Below are 22,675 nucleotides of genomic sequence, written 5' to 3'. Positions count from 1 at the left end.
TCGGCTATCAGCTCGGCGCCATCCACGAACCCGGTCTGATCTCCTCGGCGCGCACCCGCTGCCACGCCGCCGTGCGGCCGGCGTCCGGCACGGCGGCCCGGCCGCCCCCGCGGGCGGCGAGGGCGGCCAGCACGCCGGTCAGCGCGGCGAGTTCCTCCGGCGAGGGGGCGCCCCGCAGGACCTTCAGCGGGGGCGGCACCGCGCGGCCCCGGCCGCCGGTCACAGCGGCGGGTTGCCGTGCTTGCGGGCCGGCAGCAGCGCGTGCTTGGCGCTCAGCATGGCGACCGCGTCGATCAGCACCCGGCGGGTGTCGGCCGGGTCGATGACGTCGTCCACGAGGCCGCGCTCGGCCGCGTAGTACGGGTGCATCAGCTCGGCCGTGTACTCCTTGACCAGCTGCGCACGGGTCGTCTCGGGGGTGTCCGAGGCGGCGATCTCGCGGCGGAACACCACGTTGGCGGCGCCCTCGGCGCCCATCACGGCGATCTCGTTGGTCGGCCAGGCGAAGGACAGGTCGGCGCCGATGGAGCGGGAGTCCATCACGATGTAGGCGCCGCCGTAGGCCTTGCGCAGGATCAGCGAGATGCGCGGCACGGTGGCGTTGCAGTACGCGTACAGCAGCTTGGCGCCGTGCCGGATGATGCCGTTGTGCTCCTGGTCGACGCCGGGCAGGAAGCCCGGCACGTCGACCAGCGTCACCAGCGGGACGTTGAAGGCGTCGCACATCTGGACGAAGCGCGCGGCCTTCTCCGAGGAGTGGATGTCCAGCACGCCGGCCAGCGACTGCGGCTGGTTGGCGATGATGCCCACCAGCCGCCCGTCCAGCCGGGCCAGCGCGCAGATCACGCTGGTCGCCCAGCGCTCGTGGACCTCCAGGTACTCGCCGAGGTCGACGACCTCCTCGATCACCTTGCGCATGTCGTACGGGCGGTTGCCGTCGACCGGCACCAGGTCCAGCAGCGCCTCGCAGCGCCGGTCGGCCGGGTCCCCGGTCGGGACGACGGGCGGCGCCTCGCGGTTGTTCTGCGGCAGCAGCGAGAGGAGGTAGCGGACCTCCTCGATGCAGGACTGCTCGTCGTCGTAGACGAAGTGCGAGACGCCGGAGACGCCGGCGTGCACGTCCGCGCCGCCGAGGCCGTTCTGGCTGATCTTCTCGCCGGTCACGGCCTGGACGACGTCCGGGCCGGTGATGAACATCTGCGAGGTCTCGCGGACCATGAACACGAAGTCGGTCAGCGCCGGCGAGTACGCGGCGCCACCGGCGCACGGGCCGAGCATCACCGAGATCTGCGGGATGACGCCGGAGGCCCTGGTGTTGCGCTGGAAGATGCCGCCGTAGCCGGCCAGCGCCGAGACGCCCTCCTGGATCCGGGCGCCCGCACCGTCGTTGAGCGACACCAGGGGCGCGCCGGCCGCGATCGCCAGGTCCATCAGCTTGTGGATCTTCTGCGCGTGGGCCTCGCCCAGCGCGCCGCCGAAGATCCGGAAGTCGTGCGCGTACGCGAAGACCCGCCGGCCGTGCACGGTGCCCCAGCCGGTCACCACGCCGTCGGTGTGCGGCTTCTTGGCCTCCAGGCCGAAGCCGGTGGCCCGGTGCCGGCGCAGCTGCTCGACCTCGCGGAACGAGCCCTCGTCGAACAGCAGGTCGAGCCGTTCACGGACGGTCAGCTTGCCCTTGCCGTGCTGCGCTTCGGTCGCGCGCTCCTGGCCGCTGAGGACGCCGTCCTTGAGGTTGCGCAGCTCGGCGACCCGGTCCTGCATGGTGGACGCTGAATTCGACACGGACATCCACTCCCTCCGGTTGAGCGCCCCCCGGCGGGGGCTCACCGGCCGACTCTAGGAACGCGTCGGCGGTCACCGCGAGGAATCGGACCCGGATATGTCCCGATCGTGCCATTGTCGCAATTCCGTCAGGGGCCGCCGCAGGCCCCGATCGCCCCCGTGTCAGCTACCGGACAGCGTCGAATCCGATTCCCGGCGGCCTCCCGACACCCCTCGCGAGGTGCGAAACTGGCGAACCGGACCGGATTCCACGGCCGATCGCCGCCCCCGCCCCGGGATTGCGTGGGGCCGGTGGGAAAGGCGCGACGGAACACCGCCCCTGAGCGACCGTCCGGGCGGCGGCCGCGACCGGCTGGGCCCGCTCGGAGCACAAGCCGACAATCGGGACACCCGGCCCGCCCGGCCCGGGATTCGGTGATGATGGCCCCGGGGGGAGGTGCGTCGCGGGGTGTCCGCTCCCCCGTGCACCGCCCAGGCGGCCGGCCGCTCCCGCGCCGCCGGCCACGGCCCGACCGTTCGAGAGAAAGGAGGTACGGCCCGCCCCGCCACCCGGGGGCAGGCCGTACGTCGCCCATGCAGCTCGCTCTGCTCCTGGTCCTGTCCATCGTCGTCCCGCTGGTCTGCATCGCGGCGCTCGCCACCGGGGTCCGGCGCCTGCTGGGGCTGCGGATCGGCCGTACCCGCGCGATCCTGACCGCCCTGGTCGGCCTCGCGGCGGCGGCGGTGATCGGCGCGGCGATGGGCGACTCCCGGCGCGGCCCGATGGTGACCGTCCAGATCAGCCTCGCCGTCCTGGCCGCGATGATGTTCCTCGCGCTCTCCGAGGTGGTCCTGCCCAGCGGCTCGATCTCCGGCGTGGTCCGCTGGCCGCAGGCCTTCCGCCGCCGGCTGTCCCGCACCCGGCGCTACACCGAGCTGAGCCGGATCGCGATGCGGCACGGGCTCGGCCGCTGGCTGCGCGCGCGCAGCCGCACCGGGCCGCAGGCCGCGGTGGAGCGGGCCGCGCTGGCGGTGTCGCTGCGGATGGCGCTGGAGGAGGCCGGGGCGACCTTCATCAAGATGGGCCAGCTGCTGTCCACCCGGTACGACCTGCTGCCGCCGGAGTTCGTCGAGGAGCTGACCCGGCTCCAGCACCAGGTCCCGCCCGAGCCGTGGCTGGAGATCGAGCAGGTGCTGACCGAGGAGCTGGGCCGGGCGCCCGGCGAGGTGTTCGCCGAGTTCGACCCGGAGCCACTGGCCGCCGCCTCGATCGCGCAGGTGCACCGGGCCCGGCTGCACTCCGGCGAGCAGGTGGTCGTGAAGGTGCAGCGGCCCGGCGCCCGGGCCACCGTGCAGCGGGACCTGGACATCCTGTTCCGGATCAGCCGCAAGCTCGCGGAGCACACCGAGTGGGGCCGCACGGTCGGCGCCATGGAGCTCGCCGAGGGCTTCGCCCGGTCGCTGCACGAGGAGTTGGACTTCCGGGTGGAAGCCCGTAACACCACCGCCGTCCGGGCCGGGGTCGCGGGCTCGGCCACCGCCTCCGCCGTGGTGCTGCCGGACGTGCACGAGGAGTTCTCCACCCAGCGGGTCCTGATACTCAGCTGGATGGACGGCCTGACCCTGGGCGGCGCCGGGGCCCCGCAGCCGGGCGAGGAGGCCGCGCGCGAGGAACTGGCCCAGCAACTGCTGGAGTGCATGTTCGAACAGATCATGTTCGGCGGGGTGTTCCACTCCGACCCGCACCCCGGCAACATCATGCTGCTCACCGACGGCCGGCTCGCCCTGCTCGACTTCGGCTCGGTCGGGCGGGTCGACCGGGTGCTGCGGACCTCGCTGCGCAACCTGCTGCTGGCCATCCACCGCACCGACCCGGTGGCGCTGTGCGACGCGCTGCTCGAACTCGTCGAGCACGCCGAGGAGATCGACGAGACGAAGCTGGAGCGGGCGCTCGGCCGGTTCATGGCCCGGCACCTGACGCCCGGTGTGCGGCCGGACCGAGAGATGTTCGCCGACCTCTTCCTGCTGGTCGCCAAGCACGGCCTCACCTGCCCGCCGGAGATCGCCGCCGCCTTCCGCTCGCTGGCCACCCTCGAGGGCTCGATGGAGCTGCTGGTGCCCGGGTTCGACATCGTCTCCCGGGCCAAGGGCTTCGCGAAGACCCAGGTGCAGCGCAAGCTCACCCCCGCCTCGATGGCCGAGTCCGTGGTCGAGGAGGCGCTGGCGATGGCCCCGATGCTGCGCCGGCTGCCGCGCCGGGTGGAGCGGATCACCAGCTCGCTGGAGCACGGCCGGCTCGGCGTGCAGGTCCGCTTCCTCGCCGACGAGCGGGACCGCCGCTTCGTCCGCACGCTGGTGCACGAGGTGCTGCTCACCTTCATCGGCGCCGTGCTCGGCCTGATCGGGGTGCTGCTGCTCGGCACCAAGGGCGGCCCGGTGCTCGGGCACTCGCTGCAGCTGTTCCAACTCCTCGGCTACAACCTGCTGGTGGTCGCCAGCGTGCTGGCCCTGCGGGTGGTGTTCTCGATCTTCCGCGCCGACCGCTGACGGCCCGCGGGAGACCGGCCCGGCGGCAGCGGGCGGCCGCCCGCCCCGGGGGGACGGGCGGCCGCGCCGCGGTGCGGTGCTCCTGCCGCTACTGCGGCCTGCGCTCCCGGGCGTAGGCCTCCACGATCTCGGCGACGTAGTCGGCCAGACCCGTGCGGAAGGCCTCGAAGCGGGCGTACGGCTCCGGGAAGGCGACGTAGAACCGGCCCAGCTCGATGTACATGTCGAAGTCGATCGGCCAGTACTCCATGATCCAGCCGTGGTGCTCGGCGAGGGTGTCCAGCGCGCGCGGGTCGTCCGTCGCCGTCTTCTCGTCGAAGAGCTCGACCAGCTTGGTGATGGTGCGGTCCCAGCACCCCCGGATGTACTCCTCCTCCTCCGGGGTGAACTGCCTCTCCTCGGTGCTCATGCGGTGTTCCTCTCCTCGGTGCGGTGCTCGTTGACGGCGGACGACGGACGGCTGACGGCTGACGGCTGACGGCTGACGGCTGACGGCTGACGGCTGACGGGCTCAGCGCTCCGGGCGGAAGGTCACCGGCAGGGTGCTGTAGCCGAACAGGAAGTTGGAGTAGACCCGGCCGGCCGGCCCGGCCTGCTCGACCTCGGCGACCTGCGCGCGCAGCCCGTCCAGCAGGGCCTTCAGCTCCTCGCGGCCGAGGAAGGCGCCCAGGCAGAAGTGCGGGCCGTAGCCGAAGGTGACGTGCTTGTTGGGGGTGCGGGCGAGGTCGAAGGCCCGCGGGTCGGTGAAGACCTGCTCGTCGAAGTTGGCCGAGGTGTTCCAGAGCGTGACGATGTCCCCGGCGGCGATCCGGTGGCCGCCGATCTCCAGGTCGACCAGGGCGCGGCGGCCGAAGTGCATCGCGGGGGTCGTCCAGCGCAGGATCTCCTCCGCGGTGCTCTCCACACCGACCGCGCCGCTCTTGAACGCCCGCCACTGGTCCGGGTGTTGGATGAAGGCGAGGACGGCGCCGATCGAGGCCATCCGGCTCGACTCGTCGCCGCCCAGGATGAGGCTGTAGCAGTTGAAGACGATCTCGTCCTCGGTGAGCGGCACGCCGCCCACCGACCCGGTGGCGAGCGCGCTGATCACGTCGTCGCCGGGGTTGCGGCGGCGGGCCTTGGCGAGGTCGGAGAAGTACAGCAGGATCTCGTTGCGGGCCAGCCAGGCCTCGTCGTCGGTGCCGTCAGCGCTGTCCGCGCTGAGCACCTGCTTGTTCCAGTCCAGCAGCATCTGACGGTCCTGCGGCGGCACCGCCATCAGGTCGCAGATGGTCCCCATCGGGATGTGCTCGGCGACCTCGGCGGCGTAGTCGAAGGTCCCCTTGGCGAGCGCCCGGGCCAGCAGGTCGGTGGTCCGGATCCGCACCTGCTCCACCACGTGCGAGAGCGCCCGCGGCGAGAACGAGCGCAGCATCAGGTTGCGGATCTCCCGGTGGCGCGGGCCGTCGGTGACGGCGAGCATCTTGCCGCCGGCCGAGTCGCCGCCCTGGAGCAGGGTGGAGAGCACGTTGCCGCGCTCGGAGGTGAAGCGCTGGTTGTCCTTGTAGACGGACATCACGTCGTGGTAGCGGGTCAGCGCCCAGAAGGCGGGCAGCTGCGCGGTCGCCCGGTGCAGGTGGACCGGGCGCTCGGTGCGGAAGCGCTGCCAGAGGGCGAACAGGTCGGTGTCGACGAAGGTCCGTGGATCGGTGAGGTCGACGGCGTCCAGGTCGAACCCGGACTCGGTGCTGAGTGCGGTCATCAGAGGTGTCTTTCCGGAGAGTCGGGCGCCGGGCTACCCGGCGGCGGCCAGACGGCGGCGGGCCGCGCGCAGCCACTCCTTGCGGATGATCCCGCTGGGCAGCCGGATCACCGTCCAGTAGCGGCGGAAGCGGCGGCGGGTGACCGGGTCGGTGCTCACCACCCGGGTCTCGGTGAGCAGTTCGCCGTCCACGCAGCGGAAGTTGAAGGCCACCTTGTAGTGGCCCGGCCGGTCGAAGTCGCGGAAGCCGCGGTGGGGGTCCTCGCCCAGATCGGCGATCCCGTTGCCGGGGCCGGTGACCTTCGCGGCCGCACCGACGACCAGCTCGTCGGGCGAGCGGTGCAGCACGCTGAAGCCGCCGGTGATCATGGCGTCCAGGAACGGGCGCGCGGTCTCGCCGCGCTTGGCGTTGATCGAGCCGAAGTTCATGAGCAGGCGGAACACCGGGACGTCCCGCCACTGGACCGCCTCGACGGCCGCGATGGCCGCAGTGGCGTCCGGCGCCGGGGCCGTCCGGACGGCCAGCCGGTGGCGCTCGCGGTGATCCCACTGGGGTAGCAGACGGTCCAACTCCATGTTCCCACTCCTGTTCTGTGACGGGCGCCGCGGGATCGCCGCGGCGCCCGGTGGTCGCCGGCCCCTGCCTAGGACGCCGCGGCGCCGTAGCCGAGCGGGCAACCGGTCGCGTCCGGCTCGGACCCGGCGTCCGCGAGGACGTCCGGCACGGCGCCGGCCCTGGCGTCGTGCAGCTCCGGGAAGAACCACTGCCCCAGAGTCTGCCGCAGGAACTCCGCGCCGGCACTGCCGCCGGTGCCGGGCTTGGCGCCCAACACCCGTACCACCAGCAGCCAGTGACGGTAACGCCACTGGTGGAAGGCCGCGTCGAAGTCCAGCAGGTCCTCCGCCAGCTCGCGCAGCTCGTCCGGGGCCAGGCCGGGGACGAACAGCTCGTCGGCGCCCAGCCCCTGACGCTCCAGCAGTGCGGCGAAGGCCTCCCGCAGCGACGGTTCGGTGAAGCGCCGGTTCATCCGCTCGCGTTCGGCCTCCGTGGAGCCCGGCAGCCGCAGGTGGCGGCGGTCGCGCAGCCCGGAGATCATCTCCAGCTCGCGGAACTGCACCGACTGGAAGCCACTGGACTCCCCCAGCGCGCCCCGGAACTCGTTGAACCCCTCGGGGGTCATCGTGCCGAGCACGTCCATCTGGACGATCCAGAGCCGGACCATCTCCCGCACCCGGCGCAGGCCCCACCGGGCCGGGCCGGTGCGGCCCTCGTCCATGGCGGCCCGCACCTGTTCCAACTCGTGCAGCGCGCAGGCGAACCAGACCTCGAAGGCCTGGTGGGTGACGATGAACAGGAGCTCGTCGTGGGCCTCGGTGCGCGGGCGCTGCAGCTCCAGCAGTCCCGCCACCTCCAGGTAGCTCCCGTAGCTGAGCGGGGCCTCCGGGGCGACGGCGGCGCCGCCCGCCGGGCCGGGTTTCGGTTCGGTCATCATCTCGGACATCGGGTCTCCCCCATCGAGCCTCAAGATTTCGTCAACGCGCCACGGCTGTCCGGTACTTGCGGACGGCCAGTGGCGCCACCAGGGCGAACAGCAGGACCATCCAGACCAGGCTCAGCAGGACCGGGTGCTGGGCGGGGAAGGCATCGGCGTTGGGCGCGGCCTGCGGGTTGCCCCACAGGTCACGGCACCCCCCGATGACCGCGCTCAGCGGGTTCCACTCGGCGATCACGGCCAGCCAGTGCGGCAGGCCGGTGAGCGGGATGTAGGCGTTCGACAGGAACATCATCGGCATCAGCAGCACGTTCGGCACCGAGGAGGCGGTCTCCGCGCTTCCCGTCGCCAGCCCGACCCACGCGCCGAGCCAGGCCATCACGAAGCCGAAGAGCAGCAGCAGTCCGAAGCCGGCCAGCACCGACAGCACGCCGGTGTGGGTCCGCCAGCCGATCGCCAGGCCGACCGCCGCCATCGCCAGGCAGCTGACCGCGCGCATCACGGTGTCCCCGACCGTCCTGCCGAGCAGCACCGCCGCGCTGGACATCGGCAGCGAGCGGAACCGGTCGGTGATGCCGTTGCGCATGTCCTCGACGGCGCCGACCGCGGTGCCTTGGACGGCCGTCATGACGCCCATGGCGAAGATGCCCGCCATGATGTACTCGTGGTAGCCGCCGTTCGGGACGTCGATCACGCTGCCGAACAGCAGCCCGAACAGCAGCACGAAGATCATCGGCACCACGGTCGCCTCGACCAGCTTGTCGGGCTTGCGCATCAGGTGCTTCAGGTGCCGCTCGACGCAGATCGCGCCGTGGGCGAGTACGTCGGTCATGCCAGGCTCCGTTCCTTGTGGTCCGCGCCCTCGTCCGCCGGCCGGCCGACCTGGCCGGTGAGCGTGAGGAACACCTCGTCCAGCGAGGGCCGGCGCAGGGCGAAGTCCGCCAGCGCCACCCCCTGGCGGGCCAACTCGGCCGCGACGACGGCCAGGTCGTCCGTTCCGCCGGTGATCCGGACGGACGCGGCGCGGCCGTCCTCGGAGGACGTCGGCGCCTCGCCGGACAGCCCGGCCAGCGCCGCCAGGACGGCCGGCAGGTGGTCCGGGTCGACCGGCCGCACGTCCAGCCGCTCGCCGCCGACCTTCTGCTTCAACTCGTCGGAGGTGCCCTCGGCGATCACCTGCCCGGTGTCCACCACCACGATCCGGTCGGCCAGTTGGTCGGCCTCCTCCAGGTACTGGGTGGTGAGCAGGATGGTGACTCCGGCCGCCACCTGCTCCCGGATCATCGCCCAGAGCACGAGCCGGCTGGCCGGGTCGAGGCCGGTGGTCGGCTCGTCGAGGAAGAGCACCTTCGGGTCGGCGACCAGGCTGGCGGCCAGGTCGAGCCGGCGGCGCATGCCGCCGGAGTAGGTGCCGGTCCGGCGGCCGGCGGCCTCGGTCAGTTCGAAGCGCTCCAGCAGGTCGTCCGCGCGCCGGCCCGCGGCGGCCCGGCCGAGCCCCTGCAGCCGGCCGACCATCTGCAGGTTCTCCCGCCCGGTCAGCAGCTCGTCGACGGCCGCGTACTGGCCGGTCAGGCCGATGCTGCGCTGGACGTCCCGGCGCTGGGTGCGCACGTCGTAGCCGGCCACCTCGGCGGTGCCCTCGTCCGCGTCCAGCAGGGTCGCCAGGATCCGGACGGTGGTGGTCTTGCCCGCCCCGTTCGGCCCGAGGACGCCGAGCACGGTCCCGGCCGGGACGGTCAGGTCGACGCCGCGCAGCGCCTCGTGGTCGCCGTAGCGCTTCCGCAGGCCGACCGCCCTGATCGCTGTCTCCATGCTCTCCTCCAGTGGATCGTCGGGACGTTCAGTTGCCGCGGTGCAGGCGCTCGACGAGCAGGCGGCCGATCTCGGCGAGCACGGCCGTCGCCGCGATCCCGCCGTGCGTGCAGGCCAGGTCGTGTTGCTCGAAGCCGCCGGTCAGGTACGGCTTCCAGTCCTCGATCCGGGGCGACTCGGCGGTCCGGCCCTCGGTGGCGTGGAAGAACAGCACCTCACCCCGGAAGACCCCGGGGCGCGCCGCCTCCGCGATCCGGCCGTTGTTCAGCACGACCCGCTCGATCGCCCCGACGTGCCGGGCCTGGATGCCGGGCAGGATCGCCTCGGTCAGCAGGGCCGCCGCGTCGGCGTGACTCAGCTTCCCGGCCCGCAGGTCGGCGGCGGCCGGGCCGACCAGCTCGAACAGTTCGCGCTGGAACGCCGCCTCGTCCGTCGAGACGCGGACCGCGTGCGGGAAGGCGTCCAGCAGGGTGAGCAGCGCGACCTGCTGCCCGGCCGCCTCCAGCTCGGTGGCGATCGCCTGGGCGACCAGGCCGCCGAGGGACCAGCCGAGCAGGTGGTACGGGCCCTCGGGCTGCACCTCACGGATCCGGGCCAGGTAGTCGGCGGCCATCTCCTCGACGCTGCCGGGCAGTTCGCCCTCGCCGCGCAGGCCGCGGGCCTGCAGCGCGTAGAGCGGGCGGTCGGCCTCAAGGGTCTGCAGCAGACCGGAGTAGATCCAGCCCAGGCCCAGGCCGGGGTGGACGCAGAACAGCGGGGCCAGGGTGCCCTCGGCGCGCAGCGGCAGCAGCACGTCCAGGGAGTCGTCGAAGGCGTCCGCGCTCCGGCCCGGGGTGAGCGCCCCGAGCGGGCTCGGGGCGGCCCGGCGGGCGGCGGGCTGGGCACCGCCGATGGCGCTGATCGGCCGGTCGGGCGCCTCGCCGGCGGCGGTCAGCAGCGCGATCAGGCGCTCGACCAGCCGCTCGGCGGTGGCCCGGTCGTAGCGCCCGGTGTCGTACCGCAGCTCGCCGTCGATGCCGGCCGGCGCGCCGGCGGCGTCGAAGCGCTCGCCCAGGCGGGCGGCCAGGTCGGCCTCGGCGGCGGGCTCGGCGACGGCGTACGGCTCGGTGCGCAGGCCGGGCAGGTCCAGGCCCGGCTCGGCGCCGTCGCGCACGGTCAGCAGCACCTGGACGAGCGGGCGCCCGGGCCGCAGGGTGTCGGCCAGCCGGTCGAACGGCAGGTCCTGCTGCGCGCGGGCCGCCAGGTCGGTCTCCCGGACGCGGGCGATCAGCTCGCGGAAGGTCGGGTCGCCGGAGGTGTCGGTGCGCAGCACCAGGGTGTTGGCGAACCGGCCGACCAGGTCGCTCAGCGCGTCCTCGGTGCGGCCGGGGACGGGGCTGCCGATCGGCACGTCCGGGCCGGCGCCGAGGGCGCTCAGCAGGGCGGCGAGGCCGGCCCGGAGCACCATCGGCATGCTCGCCTGGCCGTCCCGGGCGAGCCCGGCGAGGCGGGCGTGCAGCCTGGCGTCGAGGCTCACGGCCACGGCCTCGGCACGGTGGGCGGGCTCCGGGCGGTCGGCGGGCAGCGAGAGCTGGTCGGGCAGGCCGGCCAGGGCCTCGCGCCAGTAGCCGAGCTGGCGGCCGGCGCGGCTCTTCGGGTCGTCCTCGGCGCCGAGGGAGCGGCGCTGCCAGAGCGCGTAGTCGGCGTACTGCACCGGCAGCGGGCGGAAGGCGGGCGCCTCGCCGCGGGCGCGGGCCGCGTAGGCGGTGGCCAGGTCGCGGGCGAGCGGCGCGACCGATCCGGCGTCGGCGGCGACGGGGTGCAGGGTGAGCAGCAGCACGTGCTCCTCGGCGCCGAGCGCGAACAACTCGGCACGCAGCGGCTGGTCGGCGGTCAGGTCGAAGCCGCGGGCGGCGGCCTGCTCGACGAGGCCGGCGAGGGCGTCCTCGGTGGTGTCGGTGACGGCCAGGGCGGGCCGGGCGGCGGCCGGGTCGAGGACCAGCTGGCGCGGCTCGCCGCCGTGCTCGGGGAAGACCGTCCGCAGGATCTCGTGCCGTTCGACGAGGTCGGCCAGGGCGGCGCGCAGCGCGTCCCGGTCGAGGGCGCCGTGCAGCCGGACGGCCAGCGGGATCCGCTGCGCGGCGCGCCCCGGCTCCCGGCTGTCCGCCCAGATCCGGCGCTGGGCGACGGACGGCGGCACGACCTCGGGCCGCTCCTCGGCCTTCAGGACGACCTTGATGCCGCCGGCCTCGACGAGCCGCTCGGCGAGCTGGGCCACCGAGGGCGCCTCGAACAGGGCGCGGATCGGGAGCGCCACACCGAGCTCCGAGCGGATCCGGCTGATCAGCCGGGCGGCGAGCAGCGAGTGCCCGCCCATCTCGAAGAAGCTCTCCTCGACGTTTACCGCGTCGCGCTCCAGGATCGAGGCGAAGACGGCGGCGAGCGCCTCCTCCTCGGGGCCCTCGGGGGCCCGGCCGAGGCTGCCGGCGTCGGCGCCGGGCACGGGCAGGGCCTTGCGGTCCACCTTGCCGTTGGGCAGCAGCGGGAAGGCGTCGAGCACCACGAACGCGGACGGGACCATGAACTCGGGCAGCTTGGCGGCCAGGTACGCGCGCAGCTCGTCCACCGCGACGGTCCGGTCGGCGGCGGCGACCAGGTAGGCGACCACGCGCTTGTCGCCGGGCTCGTCCTCGCGGACGATCACGCTGGCGTGGCCGACCGCGGGGTGCAGGCCGACGACGGACTCGATCTCGCCGAGCTCGATCCGGAAGCCGCGCACCTTCACCTGGTCGTCGGCGCGCCCGGCGAACTCCAGCGTGCCGTCGGCGCGCCAGCGGCCGAGGTCGCCGGAGCGGTAGAGCCGGGAGCCGGCCGGGCCGTAGGGGTTGGCGACGAAGCGCTCGGCGGTCAGGCCGGGCCGCTGGTGGTAGCCGCGGGCCAGGCCCTCGCCGGAGATGTACATCTCGCCGGCGACGCCGGGCGGCACCGGGCGCAGCGCCTTGTCCAGCACGTACACCCGGGAGTTGGCGAACGGCCGGCCGATCGGCGGGGTGCCGCCGGGGGTGAGGGCCCCGCTCATGGTGGCGCCGACGGTGGTCTCGGTGGGGCCGTAGCCGTTGAGCAGGCGGCGGCCGGGCGACCAGCGGGCGACCAGTTCGGGGGTGCAGGCGTCGCCGGTGGAGACCAGGGTGGCGCCGGCCAGCACCTCGTCGCCGGTGGGCAGCGCGGCCAGGGCGACCGGCGGCAGGGTGGCGTGGGTGACGCCGTGCCGGCGGACGACCTCGGCGAGCGGCTCGCCGGGCAGCAGGTCGTCGGCGGTGCCGAGGACCAGGGCGGCGCCGGAGAGCAGGCCCATCGCGATGTCCCAGAAGCCGGCGTCGAAGCTGACCGAGGCGAACTGCAGCACCCGGCTGCCGGGCCCGGCCTGGACGGTCTCGGCCTGGGTGGCGACCAGGCTGGCGAGGCCGCGGTGCGGGACCACGACGCCCTTGGGGCGGCCGGTGGAGCCGGAGGTGTAGATGACGTACACCGGGTTGGCCGGCCGCAGCGGGGCGGTGCGCTGCGCGTCGGTGGGGTCGGTGTCGGGGCGCTCGGCCAGGGCGGCGAGCACGGCCGGGTCGTCCAGCACCACGCGCGGCATCTCCGCGCCGGCCGCGTCGAGCAGTTCGGCGGTGGCGGCGGTGGCCAGGCCGACCACCGGACGGGCGTCGGCGATCATGAAGTCGAGCCGGTCGGCCGGGTACTCCGGGTCGAGCGGCAGGTACGCGGCGCCGGCCTTGCTGACGGCCCAGAGCGCGACGATCAGCTCGACCGAGCGGGGCACCGAGACGGCGACGAACTGCTCGGGGCCGACGCCCGCCGCGATCAGGTGGTGGGCCAGCCGGTTGGCGCGGGCGTTCAGCTCTCCGTAGGAGACCACGGTGTCCCGGAAGAGCAGGGCGGGCGCGTCCGGGTCGGCGGCGACGCGGGCCTGGAACAGCTCGGGCAGGGTGGCCGGGGCGACCTCGCGGGCGCTGTCGTTCCAGTCCGTGAGGAGCTTGCGGCGCTCGTCGGCGGAGAGCACGTCCAGCCGGCCGATCAGCTGGTCCGGGTCGGCGGCGACGGCGGTGAGCAGCCGGACCAGCCGGTCCAGCACGGCCGTGGCGGCGTCCTCCTCGTACAGGTCGGGGGCGTAGCACAGCCGCAGGTGCAGGTCCTCGCCCATCAGGCCGGCGGCGAGGTTCAGCGGGTAGTGGGCGCCGTCGCGGCCGTCCACGCCGGAGAACCGGACGCCGCCGACCTCCATCCGCTCGGTGGCCGGGTCCACCGGGTAGTTCTGGTAGACCAGCGTGGTGTCGAACAGCTCGCCGTGGCCGGAGAGCTGCTGCGCGTCGGTGAGGCTGACGTGCTGGTAGGCGAGCAGTTCGGTCTGCTCCTGCTGCAGGCGGCCGAGCGCGCTCGCGAGCGAGTCGCCGGCGCGCAGCCGGACCCGGACCGGCAGGGTGTTGATGAACAGGCCGACCATGGTGTCGACGTCCGGGATCTCCGGCGGGCGGCCGGAGACGATCGCGCCGAACACCACGTCCTCGCGCCCGGTCAGGGCGCTCAGCAGCAGGCCCCAGGCGCCCTGGATGACGGTGTTGACGGTGAGTCCGCGGCTGCGGGCCAGCGCCTGGAGGGCGGCGGTGACCTCGGCGGGCACCTCCCGGTGCAGCCAGCCGGGCCGCACCAGCGCCCGGCCGCGGCTGGACGGGACGACCAGCGTCGGGTCGTCGATCCCGGCCAGCGCCTGCCGCCAGGCCTGCTCGGCGGCGTCGGCGTCCTGCTCGGCGAGCCAGGCGAGGTAGTCGCGGTACGGGGTGACCGGGCGCAGCACGGAGGCGTCGCCCTTGCTCGCGTACAGCTCGAACAGCTCGCGGACCAGGATGGGGATCGACCAGCCGTCCATCAGGATGTGGTGCTTGGTCATCATCAGCCGGAACCGCTCGGGCGCCAGCCGCAGGACGGTGAAGCGGATCAGCGGCGGGCGGGTGAGGTCGAACGGGCGGGCCTGGTCCTCGTCGGCGAGCCGGGTGAGCTCGGCCTGCTGCCGTTCGGCGTCCAGGCCACTGAGGTCGATCTGCTCCCACGGCACGGCGACCTTGCGGTGCACCAGCTGGACGGGCTTGCTCGCCTTGTCGTGGCGGAAGCCGACCCGCAGGTTGGCGTGCCGCTCCAGCAGGGCGCGGGCGGCGACCCGCAGGGCGCGGGTGTCCAGCGGGCCCTCCAGGTCGAGCAGCATCTGGTGGACGTAGAGGTCGGGGCCGTCCTCGTCGTAGAGGGCCTGGAAGAGCATGCCCTCCTGGAGCGGCGAGAGCGGGAGGATGTCCTCGACGGCGGACTTCTTCGCGCCCTGGGCCCTGGTGCCCGGCGCTTCGGTGCTCCGGGCCGTGGCGGTCTGCGGGCCGGCGGTGGTGCCGGGCTTCTGCGCGCCGGAATCGGTCACTTTGCGGTCTCCCATTCGTCCTCGAAGTCGTCCTCGTCCAGCTCGTCGGCGAGGTCGTCGCCGATCTCCGCCGCGAAGCCGTCCAGTTCGTCCTGGCTCAGCGAGACCAGGGACAGGTCGGACGGGGTGAAGCCGCCGCTGTCGGGGCGGTCGGCATGTGCCGCCAACGCCCGGACGGCACGGCTGAAGCAGTCGGCCAGGTCCTCGATCTCCCGCTCGCGCAGCAGCGTCTGCGGCCAGGACCAGACGAGCAGCAGGCGCGGCCCGTCCGGGTGGTCCTCGGTCAGCGCGGTGACGCCCAGCGCGTGGCTCATCGGCGTCTCCGGCTCGGGCCGGCCGCCTTCCAGTGCCGCGCCGGAGAGCACGCCCTCGTCGACGACCGGGGTCCACGGCTCGGCGGTCGCGCCGCCGGCGGCCGAGCTGCGGCCGAGGTAGTTGAAGCTGACCTGCGGGCCCAGGAGGTCGGCCAGCACCGCCCGGGTGTCGTGGTTGAGGTGGCGCAGCAGGCCGTAGCCGAGGCCGTGGTCGGGCACGGCGCGCAGCTGCTCCTTGACCAGCTTGAGCGCCTGGCCGACGCCCACGCCGCCGTCCGCGACCTGGGTCCGGTCCACCCCGGCGACGTCGAGCCGGACGGGGTGCACGCTGGTGAACCAGCCGACCGTGCGGGACAGGTCCACGCCCTCGACGACGTCCTCGCGGCCGTGGCCCTCCAGTTCGACCAGGACGGCCGTCTCCTCCTCCTCGCCCCGGCCGGCCCGCCACTCGGCGACGGCGAGGGCGAGGGCGGTGAGCAGCACGTCGTTGACGCCGGCGTGGTAGGCGGCGGGGAGCGTGGTCAGCAGCGGGGCGACGTGCTCGGCCGGCTCGGTGCGGGTCAGGTAGCGCATGGTGCCCAGCACGTCCGTGTTCGGGTCGAACGGCCGCTCGCCCAGCAGGGCGTCGGGCACGTCCAGCATCTCCTCCCAGAGGGCGAGTTCGGCGACCCGCTCGGGCTTGTGGGCGAGCGCGACCAGCTGCTCGGCCCAGCGGCGCACGGACGTCCCGGTGGGCTGCAGCTCCGGCTCGCGGCCGGCGGCCAGCGCCTCGCAGGCGGCGGCCAGGTCGGGGACCAGGACCTGCCAGGAGACGGTGTCCACCGCGAGGTGGTGCACGACCAGCAGCACGCGGCCGGGGGTGTCCGGTCCGGCGTCGAACCAGACCACCTGCAGCAGGACGCCGGCGTCCGGGTCCATCCGGGCCCAGGCCGCCACGTCCTGCGCGGAGCTGACGGCGCGCAGCGCGGCCGGGTCGAGGCCCGCCGTGTCGACCCGCAGGACGCAGTCGGCCGCGTCGACGGCGCCGCGCTCGGGCACGGTCGTCCGCCAGCCGCCGGCTTCGCGGGTCAGCCGCATCCGCAGCGCGTCGTGGTGGTCGAGCAGGGCCTGGACGGCGGCGGTCAGGTGCTCCTCGGTCAGGCCGGCCGGGGCATTCAGCAGGGTGGACTGGTTGAACTGGCGGATCGGGCCGCCGCGTTCGCGCAGCGCGTGGACGGCCGGGGTGAGCGGCACCTCGCCGATGCCCTCGTCCGGCCCCTCGCTCACCACCTGGTCGAGGCTGCCCGCGACGGCGGCGAGGGCGGCGACGGTCTTGTGCTCGAAGACCTGGCGCGGGGTGATCACCAGACCGGCCTTGCGGGCGCGGCTGACCAGCTGGATGGAGACGATGCTGTCGCCGCCGAGGTCGAAGAAGCTGTCGTGGACACCCACCGCCGCCAGGCCGAGGAGCTCGGCGAACAGGCCGCAGAGCACCTCCTCGCGCCCGTCGCGGGCGTCGCCGCCGGTGCCGGCGGGGTGGAAGTCCGGGGCGGGCAGCGCCTTGCGGTCCAGCTTGCCGTTCGGGGTCATCGGCAGGGTGTCGATCACCACGACGGCGGCCGGGACCATGTAGTCGGGCAGCGCCTCGCCGACGCCGGCGCGCAGTCCGGCCGGGTCGAGCTCGGCGCCGTCCCGGGGGACGACGTAGGCGACGAGCTGGCGGGCGCCGGGCTGGTCCTCGCGGACCAGGACGGCGGCCTGGCCGACGCCGGGCTGCCCGGCCAGGGCCGCCTCGACCTCGCCCAGCTCGATCCGGAAGCCGCGCAGCTGGACCTGGTGGTCCGCCCGGCCGGCGTACCGGAGCTGGCCGTCCGCACCCCAGCGGGCCAGGTCGCCGCTGCGGTACATCCGCGAACCGGCCGGGCCGTACGGGTCGGCGACGAAGCGCTCACCGGTGAGGTCGGGGCGGCCCAGGTAGCCGCGGGCCAGGCCGGCGCCGGCGATGTACAGCTCGCCGACCACCCCCGGGGCGACCGGCCGCAGGCCGGAGTCCAGCACGTACAGCCGGGCGTTGAGCACCGGGTAGCCGATCGGCGGGGCCGCCGAGCCGCTCAGCGGGGCGCTGAACGAGGAGACGACCGTCGCCTCGGTCGGGCCGTAGGCGTCCACCATCCGGCGGCCCGGCGACCAGCGGGCCACCGCCTCGCCCGGGACGGCCTCGCTGCCGCTGACGATGGTGCCGCCCGGCAGGATCCGCTCGTTCGGCTCCATCGCGGTCAGCAGGACGGGCGGCAGCATGGCGTGGGTGATGCCGAACCCGACGAGCGTGCGCTCCAGTTCCTCGCCGATCTGCAGCCGCTCGGCGGGCACGACCACCAGGGCCGCGCCGGAGAACAGGCCCATGCTCAGTTCCCAGAAGGTGGCGTCGAAGCTGGGCGAGGTGAACTGCAGGACGCGCGAGCCGGGGCCCGCCGCCAGCCGCTCGACCTGGGTGGCGACCACGCTCGCCACACCCGCGTGCGAGACCACGACGCCCTTGGGGCGGCCGGTCGAGCCGGAGGTGTAGATCACGTAGGCCGGGTTCGACGGCCGGGCCGGACTGACGAGTTCGGCCGGGGACTGCGCCTCGACGGCCGCGATGACGGCCGGGTCGTCCAGGACCACGACCGGGCGGCCCGCCGGGACGCGGTCCGCGACGTCGGAGCGGGTGAGCACCAGCGGCGGCTCGGCGTCCTCCAGCATGTACGAGATCCGCTCGGCCGGGTAGGCCGGGTCGACGGGCAGGTACGCCCCGCCCGCCTTCCACACGGCGAGCACGGCGACCACGAATTCCACCGAGCGGGGCAGGGCGAGCGCCACGAAGGTCTCCGGGCCGACGCCGAGTTCGACCAGGTGGCGGGCCAACTTGGCGGCGCGGGCGTCCAGTTCGGCCGCCGAGTAGGACCCGCCCTCGAACAGCAGGGCCGGCGCGTCCGGCGCCGCCGCGACCCGGGCGGCGAACAGCTCCGCCGTGGTCAGCTCCTCCAGGGCGCGCGGGGCGCTGCTCCACTCCTCCAGCACCTGCCGGCGCTCGGCCGCGTCCAGCACCTCGATCTGGCCGATCCGCAGGTCCGGATCGGCGGCCACGGCGGCCAGCACCCGGAGGTACCGCTCGACGATCCGCTCGACCGTGCCGCGGTCGAAGAGGTCGCAGGAGTACATGACCAGGCCGTCGATGCCGCCGCCGGGCCGCTCGGCCAGGTCGAAGTCGAGGTCGAACTTGGCGCCGGCGACGCCAACCCGCAGCTCGCGGCCGGTCAGGCCGGGCAGGCCGAGCTCGGCGGTCGCGTTGTTCTGCAGGACGAACATCACCTGGAACAGCGGGTGCCGGGCCAGCGAGCGGTCCGGGCTGACGGCGTCGACCAGGCGCTCGAACGGGACGTCCTGGTGCGCGAACGCCGCCAGGTCCGACTCCCGCACCCGGCCGAGCAGTTCGCGGAAGGTCGGATCGCCCGAGGTGTCCGTGCGCAGCACCACGGTGTTGACGAAGAAGCCGACCAGCTCGTCCAGCGCCTCGTCGGTACGCCCGGCCGTGGCGCCGCCGATCGGCAGGTCCTCCCCCGCGCCGAGCCGGGTCAGCAGCGCGGCCAGACCGGCCTGCAGGACCATGTACAGGGTGGAGCGGGACTCCCGGGCGAGCGCGAGCAGGCCGTCGTGCAGGGCGCCGTCGAGCTCGAAGGTCACCATCTCGCCGCGGCGGCTCGCCACGGCCGGCCGGGAGCGGTCGGTCGGCAGCTCCAACTGCTCGGGGAGGCCGGCGAGTTCGCTCTTCCAGAAGTCGAGCTGGCGGCCGATGAGGCTGTCCGGGTCGCTCTCCTCGCCGAGCGCGTCGCGCTGCCACAGCGTGAAGTCGGCGTACTGCACGGGCAGCGGCCTCCACTGCGGCGCCTCGCCGCGCAGCCGCGCCGCGTAGGCGGCCGCCAGGTCGGCGCCGAGCGGAGCCATCGACCAGCCGTCACCCGCGATGTGATGGAGCGTCAGCAGCAGGGCGTGGTCCTCCTCGCCCAGCACGAACAGCTCGGCCCGCAGCGGGATCTCGCGCTCCAGCGCGAAGCCGGTCGCGGCGGCGTCCGCCAGCGCGTCCGCCAGCGCGGCCTCGGTCGTCTCCCGGACCAGCAGCTCGGGCGCCGCGTCCGCCAGCACCTCCTGGTACGGCACGCCGCCGTCCTCGGGGAAGACCGTGCGCAGGCTCTCGTGCCGGCCGGCCACGTCGGCCAGCGCGGCCGCCAGCGCCTCCCGGTCGAGCGCGCCGGAAAGCCGCAGCGCCATCGGGATGTTGTAGGTGCCGCTCGGGCCCTCCAGGCGGTGCAGGAACCACAGCCGCCGCTGCGCGAAGGACAGCGGCACCCTGTCCGGGCGCACCGCCGGCAGCAGCGCCGGACGGGCCCGGCCGGTCTCCTCGGCGAGCCGCTCGGCGAGACCGGCGACCGTGGGGGCCTCGAACAGGGCGCGGATCGACACCTCGACGCCGAGCGCCGAGCGGACCCGCCCGACCAGCCGGGTGGCCAGCAGCGAGTGCCCGCCCAGGGCGAAGAAGTCGTCGTCGACGCCGACCGCGGGCACGCCCAGCACCTCGGCGAAGATCCCGGCCAGGATCTCCTCCTGCGGCGTGCGCGGGCCGCGGCCGACGCCGCCGGCGGCGAACTCGGGCGCGGGCAGCGCCTTGCGGTCGAGCTTGCCGTTGGGGGTGAGCGGGAGGGCGTCCACGGCGACGAGGGCCGCGGGCACCATGTGGTCGGGCAGCGCCCGGGCGGCGTGCGCGCGCAGCGCGCCGAGGTCGAGGTCCGCCCCGGCCGCGGGCACCAGGTAGGCGGCCAGCCGCAGGTCGCCCGGCTGGTCCTCGCGGACCGTCACGGCGGTCTGCGCGACCGCCGGGTGGGCGGCGAGCACGGACTCGATCTCGCCCAGCTCGATCCGGAAGCCGCGGATCTTCACCTGGTCGTCGGCCCGGCCGGCGAACTCCAGTGCGCCGGTCTCCGTCCAGCGGGCCACGTCGCCGGTGCGGTACATCCGCGCCCCGGGCGGGCCGAACGGGTCGGCGACGAACCGCCCGGCGGTCAGGTCGGGCCGGCCCAGGTAGCCGCGGGCCAGGCCGGCCCCGCCGACGTAGATCTCGCCCGCGACGCCGGGCGCGACCGGCCGCAGGCCGCCGTCCAGGATCTGGATCCGCAGGTCGGGGATGGCGCCGCCGATCATGCTGCCCGGCCCGGCGGCCGCGCTCGGGGCATCCAGCGCGAGGTGGCTGACGTGCACCGTGGTCTCGGTGATGCCGTACATGTTGACCAGGACGGGCGCGTGGTCGTCGTGCCGCTCGTACCAGTCGGCGAGCCGCCACAGGTCCAGCGCCTCGCCGCCGAACACCACGTGCCGCAGGGCGAGCCGGCGCCCGGTCTCCGGGTCCTCGCGGTCCGCGCGCATCAGCTGGTAGAACGCCGACGGCGTCTGGTTGAGCACCGTGACCCGCTCGTCGGCGAGCAGCCGCAGGAACTCCTCCGGGGAGCGGCTGACCGAGTACGGGACGACCACCAGGCGGCCGCCGTGCAGCAGCGGGCCCCACAGCTCCCAGACCGAGAAGTCGAAGGCGTAGGAGTGGAACAGCGTCCACACGTCGTCCGGGCCGAAGTGGAAGAACCGCTCGGTGGCGCCGAACAGGCGGACCACGTTCCGGTGCGGGACGACCACGCCCTTGGGGCGGCCGGTGGAGCCCGAGGTGTAGATGACGTACGCGGGGTGCTCCGGGTGCAGTGCCACCGCCGGGGCGCTCTCCGGCCGGGCGGCCAGGTCGGCGCGGACCTGCGGGTCGTCCAGGACGATCCGGGCGGGCGCGCCGTCGAGCGCCAGGACGTCGGCGCCGGCGGTCAGCAGCAGGGCCGGCCCGGCGTCCTGGAGGGTGTAGGCGAGCCGGTCGGCCGGGTACGCCGGGTCGAGCGGCACGTAGGCGGCGCCGGCCTTGAGCACGCCGAGCACGGCGACCACCAGGTCGGCCGAGCGGGGCAGCGCGAGCGCCACGAAGTCCTCGGGGCCGACGCCGCGCTCGACCAGCAGGTGGGCCAGCCGGTTGGCGGCGGCGTCCAGCTGCCGGTACGTCAGCTCGGTGCCCTCGCAGCTCACCGCGACGGCCTCCGGGGTGCGCGCGGCCTGGGCGGCGAACAGCTCGGGGACGGTCGCCGGGGCGACCTCGGCGCCGTCGCCGTTCCACTCGACCAGGACGCGGCGCAGCTCCTCCGGGCCGAGCAGGTCGATCCGGCCGACCGGCCGGGTGAGGTCGGCGGCGATCGCCTCGAAGAGCCGGACCAGCCGCTCGCCGATCAGCCGGACGGCCTCGTCGTCGAACAGCTCCCTCCGGTGGTCCAGGCGCAGGTGCAGCCGGCCGTCCGCCACCTGGGCGATCAGGCCGAGCGGGTAGTGGGTGCCGTCGGTCCCCCGCAGGTCGGTCAGCTTCAGCGGGCCGTCGGCCGGGCCGAGCGACTGCGGGTCCATCGGGTAGTTCTCGAACACCGCGATGGTGTCGAAGAGCTTGCCGTGGCCGGCCAGCCGCTGCACCTCGGTCAGGCCCAGGTGCTGGTGCGCCATCAGGCCCGCCTGCTCCCCCTGCAGCCGGGTCAGGACGTCCACCAGCCGCTCGGCGGGCCGCAGTCGGGTCCGCACCGGCAGGGTGTTGATGAACAGGCCGACCATCGTCTCGACGCCCGGGATCTCCGGCGGGCGGCCCGAGACGGTCGCGCCGAACACCACGTCCTCGCGCCCGGTCAGCTTGGCGAGCAGCAGCGCCCAGGCGCCCTGCACCACGGTGTTGAAGGTCAGCCCGTGCTTGCGGGCCTGCCCGCGCAGCCGGGTGGTCAGCTCGGCGGACAGCTCGACGACCCGGTGCGCCGGCGGGAGGACGGCCTCCTCGGCGTCGGCGCCGGCCAGCAGGGTCGGCTCCTCCAGCCCGGCCAGCGCCTCGCGCCAGGCCGCCCGGGCCGCCTCCGCGTCCTGCCCGGCCAGCCAGGCCAGGTACTGCCGGAACGGCGTGACGGCGGGCAGCGCCGTCTCGTCGCCCCCGGCCGCGTACAGCTCGAACAGCTCGCGCACCATGACGGGCATCGACCAGCCGTCGACCAGGATGTGGTGCTTGGTCACCACCAGGAGGTGCCGCTGCTCGGCGAGCCGGTGCAGCGCGAAGCGCAGCAGCGGCGGGCGGGACAGGTCGAAGCGGCGGGCCCGGTCGGCGGCCAGCAGGCCGTCCAGCTCGGCCTCCTGGCCGGCCGGGTCGGTGTGCCCGGACAGGTCCGTCTCGCTCCAGGGCAGTTCGACCTCGTGCGGGATCAGCTGGACCGGCCGGGCCAGGCCCTCGTGCCGGAACGCGGCCCGCAGGTTGGGGTGCCGGCGCAGCAGGCCCTCGGCGGCGGTGCGCATCCGGGCCGGGTCGAGCGGGCCCTCGACGTCGAGGACCACCTGCACGGTGTAGACGTCGGCGGCCTGCTCGTCGTAGAGCGAGTGGAACAGCAGGCCTTCCTGCAGCGGGGAGAGCGGGAGTACGTCCGCGAGGCCGGGCTTCGTCACT

Annotated in this window: 11 protein-coding genes; 1 reads left to right on the top strand and 10 read right to left on the bottom strand. The window is 74.5% G+C overall.

Annotated features, from left to right (window positions below; genetic code table 11):
* Positions 1-7: 7 nt before the first annotated feature.
* Positions 8-223, bottom strand: coding sequence for an acyl-CoA carboxylase subunit epsilon (locus tag AB2U05_RS29040; protein WP_369184667.1), 216 nt, complete (start codon positions 221-223; stop codon positions 8-10).
* Positions 220-1,761 carry an acyl-CoA carboxylase subunit beta gene (locus AB2U05_RS29035; RefSeq protein ID WP_369186012.1) on the bottom strand — a complete coding sequence of 514 codons (1,542 nt, stop codon included), beginning with the start codon at positions 1,759-1,761 and terminating at the stop codon, positions 220-222. The genes AB2U05_RS29040 and AB2U05_RS29035 overlap by 4 nt, the downstream gene beginning before the upstream one ends.
* Positions 1,762-2,355: 594 nt before the next feature.
* Between AB2U05_RS29035 and AB2U05_RS29030 the strand changes: the two genes are divergently transcribed.
* On the top strand, positions 2,356-4,308 hold the full coding sequence (locus AB2U05_RS29030) for an ABC1 kinase family protein (protein ID WP_369184666.1): 1,953 nt from the start codon (positions 2,356-2,358) through the stop codon (positions 4,306-4,308).
* Positions 4,309-4,396: 88 nt separating this feature from the next.
* Here AB2U05_RS29030 and AB2U05_RS29025 read toward each other — a convergent pair whose 3' ends face one another.
* The 8 genes from AB2U05_RS29025 to AB2U05_RS28990 form a co-directional block, all read right to left on the bottom strand.
* Positions 4,397-4,717: a TipAS antibiotic-recognition domain-containing protein gene (locus AB2U05_RS29025; protein ID WP_045711526.1), complete on the bottom strand. Its 321-nt coding sequence runs from the start codon at positions 4,715-4,717 to the stop codon at positions 4,397-4,399.
* 102 nt (positions 4,718-4,819) lie between these two features.
* The gene (locus AB2U05_RS29020; RefSeq protein ID WP_107073192.1) at positions 4,820-6,049 is read right to left on the bottom strand and encodes a cytochrome P450; all 1,230 of its coding nucleotides are present in this window, start codon (positions 6,047-6,049) and stop codon (positions 4,820-4,822) included.
* Positions 6,050-6,082: 33 nt separating this feature from the next.
* Positions 6,083-6,625: a hypothetical protein gene (locus AB2U05_RS29015; RefSeq protein ID WP_045704784.1), complete on the bottom strand. Its 543-nt coding sequence runs from the start codon at positions 6,623-6,625 to the stop codon at positions 6,083-6,085.
* A gap of 68 nt (positions 6,626-6,693) precedes the next feature.
* Complete coding sequence (locus AB2U05_RS29010; RefSeq protein WP_052706857.1) at positions 6,694-7,551, bottom strand: tryptophan 2,3-dioxygenase; 858 nt, start codon at positions 7,549-7,551, stop codon at positions 6,694-6,696.
* Between the two features lie 31 nt (positions 7,552-7,582).
* On the bottom strand, positions 7,583-8,374 hold the full coding sequence (locus AB2U05_RS29005; protein ID WP_045704781.1) for an ABC transporter permease: 792 nt from the start codon (positions 8,372-8,374) through the stop codon (positions 7,583-7,585).
* Positions 8,371-9,354: a daunorubicin resistance protein DrrA family ABC transporter ATP-binding protein gene (locus AB2U05_RS29000; protein WP_045704778.1), complete on the bottom strand. Its 984-nt coding sequence runs from the start codon at positions 9,352-9,354 to the stop codon at positions 8,371-8,373. Before AB2U05_RS29000 ends, AB2U05_RS29005 begins: the two co-directional genes overlap by 4 nt.
* A 28-nt stretch (positions 9,355-9,382) precedes the next feature.
* Positions 9,383-14,797 (bottom strand): amino acid adenylation domain-containing protein, encoded by a 5,415-nt coding sequence (locus tag AB2U05_RS28995; protein WP_369184665.1) that lies wholly within the window; start codon positions 14,795-14,797, stop codon positions 9,383-9,385.
* Complete coding sequence (locus AB2U05_RS28990) at positions 14,794-22,674, bottom strand: amino acid adenylation domain-containing protein (protein ID WP_369184664.1); 7,881 nt, start codon at positions 22,672-22,674, stop codon at positions 14,794-14,796. The genes AB2U05_RS28995 and AB2U05_RS28990 overlap by 4 nt, the downstream gene beginning before the upstream one ends.
* Position 22,675 lies beyond the last annotated feature (1 nt).

Source organism: Streptomyces sp. Y1 (assembly GCF_041053115.1).
Taxonomy (GTDB): domain Bacteria; phylum Actinomycetota; class Actinomycetes; order Streptomycetales; family Streptomycetaceae; genus Kitasatospora; species Kitasatospora rubellomurina.
The sequence above is the reverse complement of the archived record's forward strand: the minus strand, read 5'-3'. Positions and strand labels throughout refer to the sequence as shown.

Bases quoted from the DNA above. Each gene is read 5' to 3' on its own strand.
- AB2U05_RS29035 (WP_369186012.1), bottom strand. From the start codon at position 1,761: ATGCAGGACCGGGTCGCCGAGCTGCGCAACCTCAAGGACGGCGTCCTC.
- AB2U05_RS29030 (WP_369184666.1), top strand. From the start codon at position 2,356: ATGCAGCTCGCTCTGCTCCTGGTCCTGTCCATCGTCGTCCCGCTGGTC.
- AB2U05_RS29025 (WP_045711526.1), bottom strand. From the start codon at position 4,717: ATGAGCACCGAGGAGAGGCAGTTCACCCCGGAGGAGGAGGAGTACATC.
- AB2U05_RS29020 (WP_107073192.1), bottom strand. From the start codon at position 6,049: ATGACCGCACTCAGCACCGAGTCCGGGTTCGACCTGGACGCCGTCGAC.
- AB2U05_RS29015 (WP_045704784.1), bottom strand. From the start codon at position 6,625: ATGGAGTTGGACCGTCTGCTACCCCAGTGGGATCACCGCGAGCGCCAC.
- AB2U05_RS29010 (WP_052706857.1), bottom strand. From the start codon at position 7,551: ATGTCCGAGATGATGACCGAACCGAAACCCGGCCCGGCGGGCGGCGCC.
- AB2U05_RS29005 (WP_045704781.1), bottom strand. From the start codon at position 8,374: ATGACCGACGTACTCGCCCACGGCGCGATCTGCGTCGAGCGGCACCTG.
- AB2U05_RS29000 (WP_045704778.1), bottom strand. From the start codon at position 9,354: ATGGAGACAGCGATCAGGGCGGTCGGCCTGCGGAAGCGCTACGGCGAC.